Annotated in this window: 18 protein-coding genes and 1 tRNA gene; 6 read left to right on the top strand and 13 right to left on the bottom strand. The window is 44.9% G+C overall.

Annotation, left to right across the window (positions count from 1 at the left end):
* Nucleotides 1-74: 74 nt before the first annotated feature.
* From R7R78_RS19070 to arcA, 6 genes are all read right to left on the bottom strand, one after another.
* Entirely contained in the window at nucleotides 75-464 is a 390-nt protein-coding gene (locus tag R7R78_RS19070; protein WP_005381087.1) for a RidA family protein, read from the bottom strand.
* A gap of 130 nt (nucleotides 465-594) precedes the next feature.
* On the bottom strand, nucleotides 595-1,056 hold the full coding sequence (gene pyrI, locus R7R78_RS19075) for an aspartate carbamoyltransferase regulatory subunit (RefSeq protein ID WP_005381086.1): 462 nt from the start codon (nucleotides 1,054-1,056) through the stop codon (nucleotides 595-597).
* A gap of 15 nt (nucleotides 1,057-1,071) precedes the next feature.
* Nucleotides 1,072-2,001 (bottom strand): aspartate carbamoyltransferase, encoded by a 930-nt coding sequence (gene pyrB / locus R7R78_RS19080; protein WP_005381085.1) that lies wholly within the window; start codon nucleotides 1,999-2,001, stop codon nucleotides 1,072-1,074.
* Between the two features lie 86 nt (nucleotides 2,002-2,087).
* On the bottom strand, nucleotides 2,088-2,183 hold the full coding sequence (locus R7R78_RS19085) for a hypothetical protein (protein WP_005381084.1): 96 nt from the start codon (nucleotides 2,181-2,183) through the stop codon (nucleotides 2,088-2,090).
* A 99-nt stretch (nucleotides 2,184-2,282) separates the two neighbouring features.
* The gene (locus R7R78_RS19090) at nucleotides 2,283-3,287 is read right to left on the bottom strand and encodes an ornithine carbamoyltransferase (RefSeq protein WP_042523477.1); all 1,005 of its coding nucleotides are present in this window, start codon (nucleotides 3,285-3,287) and stop codon (nucleotides 2,283-2,285) included.
* Between the two features lie 156 nt (nucleotides 3,288-3,443).
* The gene (arcA, locus tag R7R78_RS19095) at nucleotides 3,444-4,664 is read right to left on the bottom strand and encodes an arginine deiminase (RefSeq protein ID WP_213891963.1); all 1,221 of its coding nucleotides are present in this window, start codon (nucleotides 4,662-4,664) and stop codon (nucleotides 3,444-3,446) included.
* A gap of 583 nt (nucleotides 4,665-5,247) precedes the next feature.
* Between arcA and rraB the strand changes: the two genes are divergently transcribed.
* Both rraB and R7R78_RS19105 read left to right on the top strand, forming a co-directional pair.
* A complete protein-coding gene (rraB, locus tag R7R78_RS19100) occupies nucleotides 5,248-5,661 on the top strand; it encodes a ribonuclease E inhibitor RraB (protein ID WP_005381081.1) in 414 nt (137 codons plus the stop codon).
* Nucleotides 5,662-5,815: 154 nt separating this feature from the next.
* Nucleotides 5,816-6,616, top strand: a complete 801-nt coding sequence (locus R7R78_RS19105) for a glycosyl hydrolase 2 galactose-binding domain-containing protein (protein WP_225474133.1) — start codon at nucleotides 5,816-5,818, stop codon at nucleotides 6,614-6,616.
* 19 nt (nucleotides 6,617-6,635) lie between these two features.
* On the opposite strand, the gene R7R78_RS19110 is transcribed toward R7R78_RS19105, so the two are convergent.
* The 5 genes from R7R78_RS19110 to pepA form a co-directional block, all read right to left on the bottom strand.
* Nucleotides 6,636-7,541, bottom strand: a complete 906-nt coding sequence (locus R7R78_RS19110; protein WP_017636182.1) for a bifunctional helix-turn-helix transcriptional regulator/GNAT family N-acetyltransferase — start codon at nucleotides 7,539-7,541, stop codon at nucleotides 6,636-6,638.
* 115 nt (nucleotides 7,542-7,656) lie between these two features.
* A complete protein-coding gene (locus R7R78_RS19115; protein ID WP_005381078.1) occupies nucleotides 7,657-8,061 on the bottom strand; it encodes a DUF2061 domain-containing protein in 405 nt (134 codons plus the stop codon).
* Between the two features lie 202 nt (nucleotides 8,062-8,263).
* Nucleotides 8,264-11,122 carry a valine--tRNA ligase gene (locus R7R78_RS19120; protein WP_025767623.1) on the bottom strand — a complete coding sequence of 953 codons (2,859 nt, stop codon included), beginning with the start codon at nucleotides 11,120-11,122 and terminating at the stop codon, nucleotides 8,264-8,266.
* A gap of 96 nt (nucleotides 11,123-11,218) precedes the next feature.
* Entirely contained in the window at nucleotides 11,219-11,668 is a 450-nt protein-coding gene (locus tag R7R78_RS19125; protein WP_009703970.1) for a DNA polymerase III subunit chi, read from the bottom strand.
* A gap of 115 nt (nucleotides 11,669-11,783) precedes the next feature.
* Nucleotides 11,784-13,292, bottom strand: a complete 1,509-nt coding sequence (gene pepA, locus R7R78_RS19130; protein ID WP_005381073.1) for a leucyl aminopeptidase — start codon at nucleotides 13,290-13,292, stop codon at nucleotides 11,784-11,786.
* Nucleotides 13,293-13,492: 200 nt separating this feature from the next.
* On the opposite strand from pepA, the gene lptF reads away from it, so the two are divergent.
* Entirely contained in the window at nucleotides 13,493-14,593 is a 1,101-nt protein-coding gene (lptF, locus tag R7R78_RS19135; protein ID WP_005381072.1) for an LPS export ABC transporter permease LptF, read from the top strand.
* Nucleotides 14,594-14,596: 3 nt separating this feature from the next.
* Entirely contained in the window at nucleotides 14,597-15,667 is a 1,071-nt protein-coding gene (gene lptG / locus R7R78_RS19140; protein WP_005381071.1) for an LPS export ABC transporter permease LptG, read from the top strand.
* Nucleotides 15,668-15,753: 86 nt separating this feature from the next.
* Here the strand turns inward: lptG and R7R78_RS19145 are convergent, their stop codons facing one another.
* Together R7R78_RS19145 and R7R78_RS19150 are read right to left on the bottom strand one after the other, a co-directional pair.
* Nucleotides 15,754-16,233: an RDD family protein gene (locus R7R78_RS19145; RefSeq protein WP_005381070.1), complete on the bottom strand. Its 480-nt coding sequence runs from the start codon at nucleotides 16,231-16,233 to the stop codon at nucleotides 15,754-15,756.
* Nucleotides 16,234-16,417: 184 nt separating this feature from the next.
* Nucleotides 16,418-17,686: a DUF2254 domain-containing protein gene (locus R7R78_RS19150; RefSeq protein WP_167415466.1), complete on the bottom strand. Its 1,269-nt coding sequence runs from the start codon at nucleotides 17,684-17,686 to the stop codon at nucleotides 16,418-16,420.
* A 227-nt stretch (nucleotides 17,687-17,913) separates the two neighbouring features.
* Here R7R78_RS19150 and R7R78_RS19155 point away from each other — a divergent pair, with 227 nt between their 5' ends.
* Nucleotides 17,914-18,579, top strand: coding sequence for an SDR family NAD(P)-dependent oxidoreductase (locus R7R78_RS19155; protein ID WP_167415465.1), 666 nt, complete (start codon nucleotides 17,914-17,916; stop codon nucleotides 18,577-18,579).
* Nucleotides 18,580-18,769: 190 nt separating this feature from the next.
* A tRNA-Leu gene (locus tag R7R78_RS19160) sits at nucleotides 18,770-18,854 on the top strand.
* Nucleotides 18,855-19,094: the final 240 nt, after the last annotated feature.

Consider the following 19,094-nt stretch of genomic DNA (forward strand, 5'->3'; position numbering starts at 1 on the left):
GATATCATCACGAAAAGACAATAAAAAACGGGTAGCCTGAGCTACCCGTTTTTTATGTTTGTCAGCAAGTACAATTATTTGCGAACTGCAATTGCTTCAATCTCGATGCCAACATCTTTTGGTAGGCGAGCCACTTCTACACAAGAGCGTGCAGGGTAGTTTGCTACGCCGTGCTCATCAAAGAACTTGCCGTAAACTTCGTTCACTGTGCCAAAGTCATTTAGGTCTTTAACAAAAACCGTTAGCTTTACAATATCAGATACTTTAAGACCTGAAGATTCAACTACAGCCTTTACGTTTTCTAGAGACTGACGAGCTTGTTCTGCGATATCAGCAGACACTTCACCTGTCGCTGGGTTTACTGGGATTTGGCCTGAAGTAAGAACCATGTTACCTAGATCTACGCCTTGAACGTAAGGACCGATTGCTGCTGGTGCAGACTCAGTGTGAAGTACTTTCGTCATTTGATTTTTTCCATCAGTTGTAGGGAATAAAGATTCTCAGTTTGCCTCTAAACCCTCGGTAGGTAAAGAGCAAAATACCCTGACATTGCAGGGTATTTTAAACGTATCACAGCCTAGTCGTGCGGCGTGTTTATCGCTCGGTTACGATCTCGCGTGAGAACACTTTCTCGCAGTATTTACACTTTAGGCGGATTTCTTGTTTCTTCTCGAACACGCTAAAGCTGCTTTCTACTGGTTCATTATGAGAAATACAGTTTGAATTCGGGCATTCAAATACATCATTGATGCGCTCAGGAAGCTCTAACGCGAGCTTTTTCACCACTTCATAATTCTCGATTTGATTCACGGTCGCGTGAGGAGCATACAACGCTAGCTTGCTCGCTTGCTCTTCATTGATAAACACATTTTCGATTTTGAGTAGATCTTTATGACCGAGTGCTGATGATGGCAAGTTCAGTCCAATCGTTACGCGTTGTGATGAATTGTGCATATCGAACAGTCTTAATACTTTGATGCCGATTTGCGCAGGGATGTGGTCGATGACCGTACCATTTTTGATTGCTTCTACCTGCAATTGAGTTTCTTTAGCCATGATTTTTCCCCTCGATTACAGTGTTTCGTTTAGAACAAGCGCCAGCAGTGCTTGGCGAGCATACACGCCATTTTGAGCTTGCTGGAAGAAGTAAGCATGAGGCGTTTTATCAACATCAGTTGTAATTTCATCCACACGTGGTAGTGGGTGCAGCACTTTCAAGTTCTCACGCGCGCCTTCTAGTAGTGCCGCCGTTAGGATGTAAGCCGACTTAATATGTGCGTATTCCGATTCGTCAAAACGTTCTTTCTGTACGCGTGTCATGTACAGAATATCCAGTTCAGGAATCACACTTTCCATGTCTGTGTGTAGGCTATATTGAATGCCAGCTTCATCTAGTTCTTCGCAGATGTAATCTGGCATTGCCAGCGCATCTGGTGCAACAAAGAAGAAGCGGATGTTGTTAAACTTTGCTAAGGCTTGAGTCAGTGAGTGCACTGTGCGGCCATATTTTAGATCACCTACGAATGCGACGTTCAGGTTGTCTAGACGCCCTTGTGTTTCCGCGATGGTGTATAGGTCGAGTAGCGTTTGAGTTGGGTGTTGGTTTGCACCGTCGCCCGCGTTGATCACTGGCACGCCATTTGAAAATTCAGAGGCCAAGCGAGCGGCGCCTTCTTGTGGATGACGCATCACAAAGGCATCGACGTAAGAAGAGATGACTTGTACTGAATCTGCGAGTGTTTCGCCTTTTTTCGCCAGAGAGGTATTACCATCATTATCAAAGCCAATCACGTCACCACCAATGCGCTGAATCGCTGTTTCAAACGATAAACGTGTACGTGTTGATGGTTCAAAGAAACAACTTGCAACGACTTTGTTTTTAATCAGTTCTGGTCGAGGTGCTTTTTTAAGGCTACCTGCTGTTTCTACGATAAGTTCCAGTTCTTCGCGTGAAAGCTCTGGAATAGAGATGATGTGCTTCTGGTAAAGCGAGTTCGCCATGATCTTCTTCCCTATAACATTGATGACTACATCCAAATAACCGAAAGGAATTTTGGACATAAAAAAACCTCCCCAATGGGGAGGTTTTAAAATTCAATAGAATTAACGAAAATAACACCACGTAAGCGTAGTCGCTTAGCGAGAGCAAATCGCGTTTTTACGTCAGCAATCAGCGTGGTCATTTCTTAATCCTCAGACAAATTGCCGAGCATTATACGCTTAACTTTCGTGAGCGCAAGCGATTACATCATGGTTTTTATCGGCTGTTTTTGCGCGCTGGTTTAGCTTCCTAGCGTCGCAACCATCACGGCTTTGATGGTATGCATACGGTTTTCAGCTTCGTCGAATACGATGGAGTATTCCGATTCAAATACCTCTTCTGTTACTTCAAGGCCTTTCATACCGTATTTTTCAGCGACTTCTTTGCCGACGGTGGTTTCATCATTGTGGAAAGCTGGAAGGCAGTGCATGAATTTCACATGTGGATTACCCGTTTGTTTAATCACGTCCATATTGATTTGATAAGGTGTCATTAACGCTACACGCTCATCCCATGCCTCGGCAGACTCACCCATAGATACCCAAACGTCGGTGTATAGGAAGTCACAACCTTTCACACCTTCCTCAACGCTTTCTGTTAACGTGATTTTTGCACCTGTTTGTTGCGCGATAGTTTGACAAGTTGCCACGAGATCTTCTTCAGGCCAGAACGCTTTTGGCGCGACAAGGCGAATATCCATGCCCATTTTCGCTGCGCCCACCATAAGTGAGTTACCCATGTTGTTGCGCGCATCACCTAGGTAAGCGAAGGTTACTTCATGTAGCTGTTTACCACGGCCGTGCTCTTGCATAGTCAGGAAGTCAGCAAGGATCTGGGTCGGGTGGAACTCATCCGTTAAACCATTCCAAACTGGAACACCAGCATAAGTACCAAGCTCTTCAACAATGGATTGGCCAAAGCCTCGGTATTCAATCCCGTCGTACATACGACCAAGGACGCGAGCGGTGTCTTTCATCGATTCCTTATGACCGATCTGCGAGCCAGAAGGGCCGATGTAAGAGACTTGAGCACCTTGGTCAAAGGCAGCGACTTCAAACGCACATCGGGTACGAGTCGAAGATTTCTCAAAGATTAGTGCGATGTTTTTACCTTGAAGTTTCTTCTGCTCTGTTCCTGCATATTTAGCTTTTTTCAGCTCTGCAGACAGTTCGAGCAAAAACTGGATTTCTTTGGTTGAGAAGTCCAATAGCTTCAAAAAGTTGCGGTTACGTAAATTGAAAGCCATAGCTCGTCCCTTAGTACATGTGATTAGATTAATAGAATTCATTAAAACATATAAATGCTTTTATTGTGAATAATTATTTTTAAATAAAGCTAAAAAAGGTTGATGTATTCACATCAACCTTAGTTTTGATTCACCTAATGTAAAGAGACGAGTAAGTTATATATCGTCTCGTTCTATTGGACAGCTCATACAGCGAGCGCCACCGCGACCACGACCAAGCTCGTTACCAGGTACTGTCAGTACTTTGATGCCAGCTTTATCGTATTTTTCGTTGGTGTATACGTTGCGTTCGTAACCAATTACTACGCCCGGTTTTACAGTTAGAACGTTATTGGCATCATTCCATTGTTCGCGTTCCGCTTCATAGCTGTCGCCACCCGTGGTGATGATTTTCAGCTGATCTAAGTCAAGAGCGGACTCAATCGCGTGCAGATAGTTATGTGAGGCTTCAACATGCATTTCACCGTTGCCTTTTGGTGTTAAGCGCCATGTGTCGAGATCTTTGCGCATGATCTCTGGGTAGACAGAGAAAGTATCTACATCCATATGGGTCATCACAGTGTCTAAATGCATACATGAGCGGTGTTTAGGCAGATCAATTGCAATCACCTCGGTAGCTTGGCCTGCTTTAAATAGGCTCGCTGCAAGGTTCTCTACACCTTGCGCAGTCGTACGCTCAGACATACCGATAAGAACTGCACCTTTACCAATAACCAACACATCACCGCCTTCGACATTCGCGTTATCATAATGCAGATCATCGTCACCGAAGTATTTGATAAAATCTTGGCCAGCAAAAATTGGGTGCCAACGATAAATCGCACGTAGGTGGTTTGTTTCACGTTGACGTGCAGGCATCATCATCGGGTTAAGAGAAACGCCGCCATAAACCCAACACGAGGTATCACGAGTGAATAGGTGATTAGGCAGTGGCTCAATAACAAAGTCGAGAGGACGCTTCATTTTTGGCAGCATAGAAGATGAGGAGATCGGTAGCTCTGAGTAAGCTAAGCCACCTAAAAAGATGCAGGCAAGATGTTCATCATCCATTTCTGAAAAGTATTGGCGTAGGTCTCGCGCAAATGTTGGCCCGTAGCGAAAGTCAGAAATCTGAGTGTTCAGCAGCCATTGTTTTGCTTCTGGAACGGCGAGGGTTTCGACCAGTAAATCGTGGAGGAGAAGCACTTCAACGTCTTGCTCGCGCAGCGTACGTGCGAATGCATCGTGCTCTTCACCTGCCGCTTCTACAGCAAGAACGTCATCAAATAGCAACTCATGGCAGTTTGACGGAGTTAAGTGGGTTAGGGCGCGTTCAGGGCGATTTAATAGAACTCGTCGAAGTTGACCAACTTCTGATCCAACGTACAGCTTGCTCATTTTGTATCCTTACAAATTTTCCAGCCATTAGTTATGACAAGCTTCCTAGAAAGATGCAAGTTATCAAGCTTTGTTTATATTCTGATGTTTTTGACTTTGTGAGTTTTTTGTTTTTATTTTGATTCTTATTAAATTTATTATTAGATATAAATGCTATTTTACTAAAATTAGAATGCATGCGTTTTTATTCTAATTTTCCCGTTGAGAAAGAATACATACACAGTGCATAAAAAGTGCATTTTTATTCTAAATTATGCATTATTAAAGTGGATTTATTCGTTATGCTTCTTCGTTTTACACGTGAGTGTATTCAAGAAAGCATCATAAACACGCATAGAAAGAGAAAATAACCACATTAAGTGTCAATTAGGATGTTCTGAATATTAAAAAATGCCATTCTTTGTTAATTTTTTGTTTCTTTGTGTGGTCGGTTTAATATTTAGATTCAAATAACCGATAAGAATCGCAGTGGTATGATGTTTGTTTGTGGCTTTTCATCGCAATCCATGCCATATTTCACCGGATCAGCATACTCAGTATCGGGTATTGTGTTTCCATCAAGTAACTAATCTGGAGCCAAAACATGTCTCACGAAGATGAATATCTATCAGTAGAAGAATTAATTGAGATTCAAAAGGAAGAGACTCGCGATATCATTGCAGCATTGCTAGAAGATGGCAGCGATCCAGATTCGCTATACGAAATTGAGCACCACCTGTTTGCAGAAGATTTTGACACGCTAGAAAAAGCGGTAGTTGAAGCATTCAAGATGGGCTTTGAAGTTCTTGAAGCAGAAGAAACTGAAGATGAAGATGGTAACAAGTTGCTTTGCTGTGATGCGACTATGGAGTCCGCACTAGATGCAGAAGCGATTGATGCGCAAGTTGAAAAATTGATTCACTTGGCAGAAAAATACGACATCATCTATGACGGTTGGGGTACGTACTACGAAGGCGAAGATGCGCTTTACCCTGAAGAAGATGAAGACGACGAGTAATCAAAGCTCACTACTTTTGGAAAAACCAGCGTTTAACGCTGGTTTTTTTATACCTTGAAAAACTGACGAATGTGGAGGCGATAAATAATTCACATTGAGTTTATAGGGGATTTCTCCCTATAATGCGTGAAAATTGATCTAGCTCAAGGTGTATATGCAACTCTCACTCGCCGGTTTATGGCAAGTCTCTCCACTGACGGACCTTTCTATCCCACAGGATGACATTACTTTCCCTGCTCCTTTGAGTCAGGTATTGCCAGTTGAAATGACAGAAGAAGCAATTCGTCAGCAAGAGTGGCACCTGATGCATGACATTGAAGTGGATGAATCCATGATGGCATTCCCAGCGGTAGAAATGGTGTTGGGTGGTGTGGATTACCATGCAGAAGTGCGTTTGAACGGAGTAGCATTGTTTGACTGTGACGGTTCTCAAAATGTCTACAAGAAAGACATTCGCCCGTTCATGCAGATGGGGCGCAACCGTTTTGAGATCCTATTCCTTGAGGAAGAAGAAGATCTTCTGTTGGATGAGGATAAACCGGAGTTGTGTTCACTTGCAGATCATGAATACCAAAAGAGTGACGAGCGCTTAGGGGTATGGCAAGAGCCGTATCTGCAGTTTATTCGCAATGTGCGTTTAGACCGCGTGGCAACCGAGCAGATTTGGCACCACGGTGGTGGTTGTGAGTTTAAGGTGGATTTGTACTACCAAACTTTTGCGCCGGGTTTAGTATCGGCATCGGTTAAGTTCAATGGCATGACTTACCATATTCCTATTGATGTCCGAGCGGAGCATGCGAGCGCTTTATTCCAGATCGAAGCGCCAAAGTATGCCGATCTTACTGATCCTGCTCCAAGTGATCTCTACCAGTTGTCTGTTGAGTTGGATGGGCAGCACCAAAACTTCACTGTTGCCTTGAGCCAGGAGCTTTGTGTTACCCATGTTGTGCTTTAACGTCTAATAATATTATCTATTACAGCATCTTAAGCATTACGACTTCACATGCATCATGCCCTGTTTGTCCAAGCGGGGCATCGAGATGCTCAAAGCCTAGCTTTTCATACAAGCTTACCGCTTCTCTCAGACATTCAGTTGTCTCTAAATAGCACTGCTGATACCCAAATTGTTTCGCCAATTGTAAGCTCAATGCGACGATGCGTTTGGCTAAACCGTGTCCTCGTGTTTGAGGTAAGAAGTACATCTTTTGTAGTTCACACACATTTGGCTCGCCAGCTAAAGGGGCAAAGCCACCGCCACCAACGATCTCTCCGCGATGTTCAATGACCCAATAGGCGGCCCTGTTTTGATTGTACACCGAATACATATCATCAAGCGTTGGATCGGCCACACCATAACCTTTGTCTGCGGTTAAGCCGTATTCTGCAGAGACTTTACGAATCACATCTGCGACTTGCGGGTTGTCTGCTTTAGTAAGAGGTCGAAGAACGTATTCCTCAGCCTGACACACTTTTGTTAGCCCTTTTAGGTAAGTCTCTAGACCAAGTTTGAGTTGCTCTTGCTCGCTGTCATCGAGTTGGGTAAGCAGTTGTTCAAAGAAGTGGTTTTGCTGTTGGTCCAGTTGTGATAACGCCTGTTGGCCTTGCTCTGTAATCGCTACGAGTTGACTACGTTTGTCTTTTGGGTTTTCGATGCTCTCGACCAAACCTAATTTAATCAAACCAGTAACGGTTCGGCTCGCGTTGGACTTGTCGACATTAAGCTGCTGTGCCAGCTGATTGATGGTCAATGGCTGCAATTGGATTTCACCCAATGCGTGCGCTTGCACTGGAGTGAGAGCGACATCGCCGCATTGTTTATCAAGCATACCAAGCAATCGGACGGCTTGACGGGAGTAGTGTCGAAGTTGACGAGCGTTCATTATCACTTACCTCTAAAAATAAAGTTGCGCACCGCAATTAAATTAATTGCGGTGCGCAACCTTGTCAATGGTAAATGTCATTTTTCTCGTTAGGAGACGTAGTGAGCCTCCATGTTTAAGCGTGGTGATGTAAACAAAACTGCGGTGCTGGAGCTTTTTCTGATGATTTACGCATCCATACTTTCTCGTGGAAGTAGTAAGCCACCGTGTTCAAACTCGGCTCTAGCATCGCCATTACGCCGCCGACAAATGCATCACCTGTTAGTAAGTAAACCACGGTAAAAGCGACGCTGAAGTGCACGGTCGCAAAGCTTGCGGTTTTTAATTTGGTCATCCACTGACGAGCTTTAAGTGCTGGGACTTTTGCCCATGCCTTTTCATGAAAGTAGAAGGCTACGGTGTTCACTGAAGGCTCAATCATGGCAATTAAACTACCAATTAGAATGTCGCCTGTGAGTACGTAAGCGACACTAAATGCGATAGTAAAATGCAGTGCTGCGAAAGTTAGTGTCTTTTTCATGATAATTACTCAATCGTGTTTGTTTCGATGAGTTCATTATCGATAATAATTCTCATTAATGCTAATGGATGATGAGTATTGTTGCGATAGGGGAAAGCTATTGATGATGGTTTTTGGTGAAAGATATACAAAAAAGGTTGACCATGATGGCCAACCTTTGGATTCAAAGTGAGAAGTGTTAGTTCTTCTCTTTCACTGAGGCTTAAAGTGCAGCGATCGTTGTCTTCTGCTCTTCTAGCTTAGCTAGTGTCTCTTTGTAGCCTTCAAGCTTCTCACGCTCTTTAGCAACAACAGCTTCAGGTGCTTTCGCTACAAAGCCTTCGTTGCCAAGTTTGCCTTCGATACGCTTGATTTCGCCGTGCGTCTTCTTGATTTCGCCATCTAGACGAGCAAGCTCTGCATCTTTGTCGATCAAACCCGCCATTGGGATCATCAGCTCAGACTTGCCAACCAGTGCCGTTGCACACGCTGGAGTTTGTTCGCCAGCTTCAAGCACGCGTACTGCTTCTAGCTTTGCTAGTGACATCAGTACTTGCTTGCTTGCTTCTAGACGAGAGGCATCTTCTGCATTTGCTGCTTTCAGCATAACGTCAAGCGGCTTACCAGGGTTGATGTCGTATTCAGCACGTAGGTTACGGATGCTGGTAATGAACGCCTTCACCCATTCGATATCATCTAGCGCTTCTTGGTTGAAGTTTGCTTCGTCGAATTGAGGCAGTGCTTGAAGCATGATTGTCTCACCTTCTACACCTTCAACTAGTGGCTTGATGCTTTGCCAGATAGTTTCAGTGATGTAAGGAATCACAGGATGAGCCAGACGTAGAGTCTTCTCAAGTACCGTGATTAGTGTACGGCGAGTACCACGCTGTTGCGCTTCAGTACCTTTCCATAGAACGGGTTTAGTTAGCTCTAGGTACCAGTCACAGAATTGGTTCCAGATGAATTCGTAAAGCGTGTTCGCAGCCATATCTAGACGGAAGTTGTCGATATGGTTGTTGAACGCTTTCGCTGCAAGTTCAAACTGAGACTCGATCCATTTGTCTGCTAGTGAGTATTCAATCTCACCACCGTTGAAGCCACAATCTTGCTCTTCTGTGTTCATCATTACGTAACGGCTTGCGTTCCATAGTTTGTTACAGAAGTTACGGTAACCCTCAAGACGCTTCATATCCCAGTTGATATCACGACCTGTTGATGCCATTGCTGCAAGAGTGAAACGCAGTGCGTCTGTACCGTATGCTTCGATACCGTTTTCAAACGTCTTACGAGTGTTCTTCTCGATCTTCTTCGCTAGTTGAGGCTGCATCATGTTGCCACAACGCTTCTCTACGAGAGACTCTAGGTCGATACCATCGATCATGTCGATTGGGTCAAGTACGTTACCTTTCGACTTAGACATCTTGTCGCCGTTTTCGTCACGGATTAGACCAGTAACGTAAACCGTTTTAAATGGTACTTGTGGCTTGCCGTTTTCGTCTTTCACGAAGTGCATGGTCATCATGATCATGCGCGCAACCCAGAAGAAGATGATGTCGAAACCAGTTACTAGAACGTCTGAAGGGTGGAATACTTTCAGATCGTCAGTTTGCTCTGGCCAACCTTGAGTACCGAACGTCCATAGTGCAGAAGAGAACCACGTATCCAGTACGTCTTCGTCTTGGTGAAGTTCAATGACAGACTCTAGGTTGTTGTTCTTACGAACTTCTTCTTCAGTGCGACCTACGTAAACATTACCTTGGTTGTCGTACCAAGCTGGGATGCGGTGACCCCACCATAGCTGACGAGAGATACACCAGTCTTGAACGTCACGCATCCAAGAGAAGTACATGTTTTCGTATTGCTTAGGAACGAATTGGATGTCGCCGTTTTCTACTGCTTCAACTGCGGTTTTCGCTAGAGGCGCAGTACGTACGTACCATTGGTCAGTTAGCATTGGTTCGATAACCACGCCACCACGGTCGCCGTAAGGAACTTGTAGATCGTGATCTTTCACTTCTTCAAGTAGGCCTAGCTCGTCGAATTCAGCAACGATAGCTTTACGAGCGGCAAAACGCTCCATACCGTGGTATTTAGCTGGTAGCTCAGTGCTGTAAGCGTCGCTTGCTTCGCCGTTAGTGTTGAATACTTCTGCTGAGTCGCGGATGTTCGCGTCGAAAGTCAGAATGTTGATCATTGGTAGCTGGTGGCGCTTACCTACTTCGTAGTCGTTGAAGTCGTGCGCAGGTGTGATTTTCACACAGCCAGTACCTTTTTCCATATCTGCGTGCTCATCGCCCACGATTGGGATGCGACGATCAACGATAGGAAGGATGATTTCTTTACCGATAAGATCTTTGTAACGTGGATCTTCTGGGTTAACTGCAACACCCGTATCGCCTAGCACGGTCTCTGGACGAGTCGTTGCAACAACGATGTAGTCTTTGCCATCCGCTGTTTTAGCGCCATCTGCTAGTGGGTAGCGGAAGTGCCACATGTGGCCTTTAGTGTCTTTGTTCTCTACTTCTAGATCTGAAATCGCTGTGTGTAGCTTTGGATCCCAGTTAACTAGACGCTTACCGCGGTAGATTAGATCGTCTTCGTACAGACGTACGAACACTTCTTGGACGGCGTTAGATAGACCATCGTCCATCGTGAAGCGTTCACGATCCCAGTCTACAGATGCGCCAAGACGACGAAGCTGCTTAGTGATAGTGCCGCCAGATTCGCCTTTCCATTCCCAGATTTTGTCGATGAAAGCTTCACGACCGTAATCGTGTTTTGTTTTGCCTTCTTCTGCAGCGATCTTACGCTCAACAACCATCTGAGTTGCGATACCAGCGTGGTCAGTACCTACTTGCCAAAGGGTGTTTTTACCCTTCATACGTTCACAACGGATAAGCGTATCCATGATCGTATCTTGGAACGCGTGGCCCATGTGTAGGCTACCAGTGACGTTCGGTGGCGGGATCATGATGCTGTATGATTCTTTAGTAGTGTCACCGTGTGGCTTAAAGTAGCCTTTCTCTTCCCAAGTCTGATACAGAGCTTGTTCGATTGAAGTTGGGTTGTATGTCTTTTCCATAGCGCTCTTTTAATGGATACGTTGATGGTTGAATCTTAGTCAATCTTTATAAGTGAGGGATCTTAACAAGATCGCCTTAACTATAAGGATTGACCGTTAAGGATATTGAATTTCGATCGTTTGCAGCTGGTAACCTGCTTGACGGTAAATTTTATATCTTTCTCTTGCGAGTTGTTTAGCTTTTTCTTCGCAGGGCACGAAGTCTACCACTTGAGCAAACTTGTTCGCAAAGGTTGTCTCATTTTCCGCCAAATTAATTACCAGCTGGCGGTTCCAATTAGGTTTTACACCTTCATGGCCGATTTCAATATTGGTGGCGTATTTCGGTCCTTCGCCTACAAGATTATGTGCCATGAACTTGTCTGCATCAATTTGCCAAAAGGCTTCAGCGAGCTGCTCGGCATGCGGTTTGTCTTGGCAGTTCAGATACACTTTTGCGCCTTGACGAGCAAAGTGCTGAGCCAAAAACACGATGTATTCTTCAAAGCCAGTCACCGTTGCTTGCGGGCTCTCTTCATTAATGATGTAGAAGGTTGCTGTTTGCATCATTCTCTCACTTGCCGATGGTCTCTTCCTGAAACCATATTAAATCCGATTTTCAATCAAGAAAATCGAGGTAATAAAAAAGGGCCTTGCGGCCCTTTTAGATTCTGTTCAGAAATTACTCTTCTGTCTCTTGGCCGCTGCGGTTCAAAAGGAATTGGACAAGCATTGAGACAGGACGGCCCGTTGAGCCTTTCGCTGCGCCTGATTTCCACGCGGTACCTGCGATATCGACGTGTGCCCAGTTGTACTTCTTCGCGAACTTAGATAAGAAGCAACCCGCAGTAATTGTGCCACCAGGGCGACCACCAATGTTTGCCATATCCGCAAACGGGCTCTTCAACTGTTCGTGGTACTCGTCTGCCATTGGTAGACGCCATGCACGGTCACTCGCTTGCTCAGAAGCATTTACTAGCTCATGAGAAAGAGGGTTGTGGTTAGAGATAACGCCACTGATGTGGTGACCTAGTGCGATAACACAAGCGCCGGTTAGCGTTGCAACATCAACAACACAGTCTGGTTCGAAACGCTCTACATAAGTCAGTGCGTCACAAAGAACAAGACGACCTTCCGCATCCGTGTTCAGAACTTCTACAGTTTGACCAGACATGGTCGTTAGGATGTCACCTGGACGGTACGCGTTGCTGCCAGGCATGTTTTCACAGCCAGCTAGAACACCAATAACGTTGATTGGTAGGTTCAGCTTCGCTAGCGCTTTCATTGTACCGAATACCGATGCCGCACCACACATGTCGTACTTCATCTCATCCATACCTTCGCCCGGCTTTAGAGAGATACCGCCTGAGTCGAAGGTTAGACCTTTACCTACGAGCACAATCGGTTTTGCATCTGAGTCAGGGTTACCTTTGTACTCGATGATAGACATCATAGATTCGTTTTTAGAACCACGGCCTACTGCTAGGTAAGAGGTCATACCCAGTTTTTCCATCTCTTGCTCACCAATAATTTTGGTGGTTACGGTTTCGTAATCGTCCGCTAGACGACGAGCTTGAGAAGCAAGGTAAGCTGGATTAGCTACGTTTGGCGGCATGTTGCCAAGGTCTTTTGAGGCTTTGACACCTGATGCGATAGCAAGACCATGAGTGATTGCTTTTTCACCCAAGTTCAATTCACGACGCGTTGGTACGTTGAAAACAAGCTTGCGCAGTGGGCGGCGAGTCTCAGGTTTCACGCTCTTGAATTGATTAAATGTGTATAGACCATCTTTAGTCGCTTCTACAGCCTGGCGCACTTTCCAGTATGTATCACGACCCTTAACATGCAGTTCAGTTAGGAAACATACCGCTTCCATTGAGCCTGTCTCGTTAAGTGTGCTGATCGTCTTTTGAATGATTTCCTTGTACTGGCGCTCGCCAAGTTCACGCTCTTTGCCGCAACCGACAAGTAAAACGCGCTCTGACAAAACACCTGGTACTTGATGCAGTAGCAGCATCTGACCAGGTTTACCCTCTAGATCACCACGGCGAAGTAGTGAACTGATGTAACCGTCACTGATTTTATCAAGTTGTTCGGCTACTGGAGAAAGGCGACGTGGTTCAAACACACCAACAACGATACATGCGCTACGTTGTTTCTCTGGACTGCCACTTTTTACACTGAACTCCATGCGTACTCCTACATCCTGAAGACAAATTGCTCTAAATGTTAGATAATGATCGCTTACTTGTTGAATTTTAGCTCCAGGCTTACATGCAGAGCTGATTAAGCGACTAACATCTAGTTTATAATTTTTAAAAAAATAAATGGTTCAACGGGAAACTATAGTGATTCGACCAAAAAAACAAGTTTTGTATAGGTAATTTCAGCGTGATTATTGTTAGATATTTGATCCGCGAAACACTCAAGAGCCAATTTGCGATTTTTTTCGTACTTTTTTTGGTGTTTGTAAGCCAGAAATTCATAAGTGTTCTTGCTGATGCTTCTGATGGGGATATTCCTGCTGGATTGATTTTCTCGATTGTTGGTTTGAACATGCCAGCAATGGGTCTGTTAATGCTGCCTTTAAGTCTGTATATCGGCATATTGATCACATTTGGTCGTCTGTATGCAGAGAGCGAAATTGTCGTAATGAACGCGACAGGTATTGGTAATAAATTCTTGGTTCAAGCGGCCTTATACCTAGCGTTGATTACTTCAGCGGTGGCGGCTTTCAATGCGTTGTGGCTATCGCCGTGGTCTCAAGACCGCGTTGAGCAGCTTTATGAGCAGGTAGCGTCAGAAAACAGCGTTGACCTACTTAAAAAAGGTCAGTTCCAAGGTACACCAGACGGTTCATCGGTTGTGTTCATCGATGACATTAAAGACAATACCTTGAGCAACGTTTTTGTTGCGCAGATGCGCCCTCGAGATTCAGTGTTACCGAGTGTGATGTTCTCATCTTCTGGTGAAGTAAAAGAGCTTTCGGACGGTCGTCAGATCATCACTATGAAAGAAGGTACGCGTTATGAAGGTGTGCCTACTCGCGTTGAATATATGATCACGAAATTCGATGAATACGAAGGTGTTATCGGCCAACGTGAGGTCAAAAAGAAAGGGCGAGACTGGGAAGCATACCCAACGGTTGACTTGATAGGTCACCCAGATCCAGAGGCGCAAGCGGAGCTACAATGGCGAATTTCGTTATTTGTGTGTATTCCACTCTTAACAATGCTCGTTATTCCTTTGTCTGCGGTGAATCCGCGTCAGGGACGGTTTGCCAAAATGGGGCCTGCGATTCTGATCTACCTAGCGTATTTCTTGGCGATCAGTGCAACCAAATCTGCATTAGAAGATGGTGACATCCCGGCTGCTATTGGTATGTGGCCAATCAATGCGATGTTGCTGATTGTTGCTATCATGGCGAATATGATGGACAGCGTTGCTGCTAGACGAATAAAAGACAAATTCCGCAAGAAGAGGCTCGCGTAAGCTGTGTTCAAAATCTTAGACCTTTACATCGGTAGAACCATCATCTCTACCACTGCCTTGGTTTTAGCGACGTTTGTTGGCTTATCGGGCATCATCAAATATGTAGAACAGCTACGTAAAGTAGGGCGAGGTGTGTACGACCTCACTCATGCGTTGTACTTTGTGTTACTCAGTGTGCCGCGTGATATCGAAATGTTCTTTCCAATGGCGGCATTACTCGGTGCCCTGATCGGCTTAGGTATGTTGGCTTCAAGCTCTGAGCTGGTGGTGATGCAAGCTGCTGGTTTCTCTAAGCTGGATATCGGGTTATCGGTACTAAAAACGGCCGTCCCGCTCATGATTGTCGTTATGGCGTTAGGTCAATGGGGCGCTCCTGAGGCCCAGAAGATGGCCCGTGACTTACGTGCGTTTGCGATATCAGGTGGTAGCATTGTGTCTGTGCGCTCAGGTGTGTGGGCTCGTGACGCAAACGACTTTATCTTTATAGGTAAAGTCGAAGACGACAAGCTTTATGCTTTAAATATGTGGCGTTTTGATGATGATAAGAATCTACAAAAAGTTATTTTCGCCGAAGAAGTCGACTACCAACAAGATAACAACTGGCTGATGCGCTACGTACAAATTACCGATATGGAAAATGAAAACGTAATTTCGAAGCAAGACATCGAACAGATGGAGTGGCACACTTCTTTGGCACCAGATAAGCTAGCAGTGGTGACTGTGAAGCCAGAAGAACTGTCACTGAGCGGTTTGTATGATTATGTGACTTACCTAAAAGCGTCGGAACAAGATGCATCTCGCTATGAGTTGGCATTTTGGCGTAAGTTGACTCAGCCGCTTTCAATTGCTGTGATGATGTTAATGGCGCTATCTTTTGTTTTCGGTCCACTCAGAAGCGTGACCATGGGGGCAAGGGTATTGTCGGGCGTGGTTGCCGGGTTTACTTTTTACATATCCAGTGAGTTCTTTGGCCCATTAAGCTTGGTGTATGGCATATCCCCAGTGTTTGGTGCTTTGGCCCCGAGTTTGGTGTTCTTAGCTATTGCGATTGCACTACTACGAAGAAAGCTATAACTGAAGCATCATCGAATAAACCAAGTTTTACCGAACCAAATGTAAAGGAAGGCATTACGCCTTCCTTTTTTGTGTTCCTAGACAAGTTAGTTTGCCTTAGGTAATACAACAACCTCTGTTTTGGCCCAAATGTCGTGGAAACCACGTTTCTTCGGATCAATCGGTACAGTCAAATTTGCCAAGCCAAAGCCAGATGTCGAAATACGAATCAGAGCTTGAGTTACCGTAATTGGTGCTCCGTCTTTGGCATTGCGAACTCGAAGCTTCCAAGCGCGCATCCCAAGAGTTTGTCCTGCTCGCGTCCAGAAGAACACAAAGAAATATATCCACACACCCGCAAGATAAAGTGTAAATAGAGGGCTCAATACAGGGTGCTTTCCGAGCATATCTGCGGCATCAGCGTACTCGCCATAGCTCAACAATCCTGCTGCATTTAGTGCAAACACAACGGCCATAACAATACCAGCGGCCATCATTTCAATTGCGATAATAATCAATGTGTCGTAAATCAACGCTGCAAGTCGACGAAAGAGACCAGCAGGTGGAAGAGTTGTAGACGTTGTCATTATTCCATCACTTACCTTAAAAATTGTGCGTCAGAATATAGATTCCCTCACCAAGAGAAAAGAGACCTAACGCACAGAGTCTTTAATTGTGTATAAACGAAGTGACTTTTCTGCCCTACGTTATCAGCACATGTCATGATACACGAGGCCGTGCAGCAATATGTTTCAACTGAATTCGATTCTCTTAACCATTGGCTCTTTGGTCTGTGACCAGATTAGATAGCTGAGAGAGTTGGTGTTTCTCATCTTCGGTATAATGTTGGCTTAACGAAAGCTCTAAAGCTTTTTCTGACAGCTTGATTGCTGGTGACAAAAATAACTTAGGGTGCATACTAGAGAGAGCTAGCAAGGCCTTTTGTAGGCGAATCTGTATTTGGAGTTGCGCTGCACCATCATGTGCTATCGGCAAAAAGACATCATCAAACAAATCCTGGCAGCTCAATGCGGGCACAAATAGTCTAGGATATCGAGTTTTGGTAGGCGGCTCACTGAGTAGGTCTCCCCATAATGAAAGTGCTCGTACAGAACGCCCAAGAACGTCAATTGCGGTGCCATTATCATTTACAGCCGGAGATAGTGCTCGTGAGGCAATTTCCGCCATAACGACTAAACCAAAGCGAGGGTCCTGATCATATGAACGCTCCGTTCGAATCGTGAAGGCTGACGTTACTTCGCTTTCGTCTGGCAACTCACCACAAACCAAAGCCAATGGTTGACCTACGTACACAAAACTTCCCGGTTGTCGCTCAAGGTAGATGGTGCATTGGTTTGCTTCAGCAATACTATCGAGGTGATGCATATCAACATGCTGTAAGTAGCCAATTTCTTGGCTCAAAATAGGTTTACTTCCTCTGGGCTTATGCTCTGGGTGGCTCCATGGGTGAGCACCTAGCCAGCGCTCTTTGCCCCGTTTTCTTATCGCATCTAACAAGGCTTGCTCTACGTATGAAGTGGTTTCACTGACCCTTCCTAGTACGGAAAGGTGCTGAATCCAACGTAGCAGAGTGAGTATGATCATCACGATTACGGCGATAGTCACGATGAATAGATAAATTTGTGCTTGTTGATGATAGGCCCCAATACCTAGCGCGATAATTCCTACCAAACTAAATAGAAAAGAGCCAAGAAAGGTTGCTAAGGCATTTTGTGTTGTGCTGTCTTCCATCAACAGTTTTGTCGCTCGCGGCGTTACCCCTGCACTAGCGGCACTGTACGCTGAGACCATAATATTGAGAGAGAATGTGGTCACTGCAAGCATGGAGGTTGCGAGGATATTTAATATGTTGTTCAACAAATCCTTGCTGACGTTGATGGCAGGGGGCAGAGTAATGAACTGGTTTAAAACAATCGACATTAAGGCGGTAGCAACAGCTAGTAATGCGTAGAGTGACGTCCGGACCCACAGTTTTCGTGTCACCTGTTTCAGTAACCACTGCCATTTTGACCCAGTCATTCTTTGCTCCTATTCAGTTCTCACTAGAAAGTCGATAGAAAATTCAGAAAGTTATTCTTGCTTAAGCATAGGTTAAATGCCCGTCGTTCTGCTTGATATTTCATGCATCACGAAAGTAAGAAAGCTGCTTGCTTCAAAGAATGGTGCTCTTGAGGTGTGAATTACAACGATTCTGTTACCTTAATTGATAGATGAATTAAAAGTATGTGATTGAAAAGAGGTAGCGCATGATTGTAATTACAGGTGCAAGTAGCGGCTTAGGGGCGGAACTAGCAAAGCGTTATGATGCGGAAGGCAAAGAGACGTATGTAATAGGAAGAAATACAGAAAAACTATTCGCACTAGCAAAACAACTCTCTCATAACGTTGGTTATCAAGCTTGCAACCTCTCATCGCACCAAAATGTGAAACAGCTCTTTGATGGGGTGAAACAGTCCCCTGAAATGGTCATTCATAGTGCGGGAAGTGGTTATTTTGGCTTACTGGAAGAGCAGGAGCCGGAAGAGATTCAAAAGTTGATTGATAACAACCTGAATTCTGCGATTCATGTGTTAAGAGAGTTAGTAAAGCGTTACAAAGATCATCCAATAAAAGTGGTCATGATCATGTCCACAGCCGCGCAACAACCTAAAGCGCAAGAGTCTACGTATTGTGCAGTGAAATGGGCCGTCAAAGGATTAATTGAGTCGGTTCGTTTGGAGCTAAAAGGAAAACCTATGAAAATCATCGCGGTTTATCCTGGTGGAATGGATACGGAATTCTGGAAAACAAGCGGCAATACGATGGACACGAGTCACTTCATGCAAGCAGAAGATGCCGCAGAGATGCTCCATAATGCGTTGTCGAGCATTGGGAATGGTTATGTTTCTGATATTACAATGAATAGAACTTAAAAAGAGTTTCGTATACTCATTTTCATCTGGAAGAGTAGTAGAAAATGGAGCGTACGTTTCTTATGAGTACAGCTTTGTCACACTTTGTGGCGAAATTATCAGCAAACGATAGTTATTTAAGGTATTTCTGCTTGCGCAGGTCAAAAGCTTACGTATAATGCCAACCATCAAAGGGCAATAGCCCAAAGATGCCGGTGTGGTGAAATTGGTATACACGACGGATTCAAAATCCGTTGCCTTCGGGCGTGGCGGTTCAAGTCCGCCCACCGGTACCATATTAGAAAGGTCGCTTTTATAGCGGCCTTTCGTCGTTTTAGGTGTTCGTAAATATCAAAAGAAAGTTAGCGTTGCCTTCGCGGTGGCGTCAGGAGTGCCTGCCAGTCAAGTCACTCGCAGGTACCATATTTTAAGACAGAGCCTCGATGGAAGTCGGGGCTTTGTTGTATCTGGATCTTCAAAACAAAAAAAGCGCGAGGGGTATGCCTCGCGCAAACTACTACATGGTGATAGTAGGA

The sequence above is a fragment of the Vibrio sp. 2134-1 genome, from assembly GCF_033339495.1.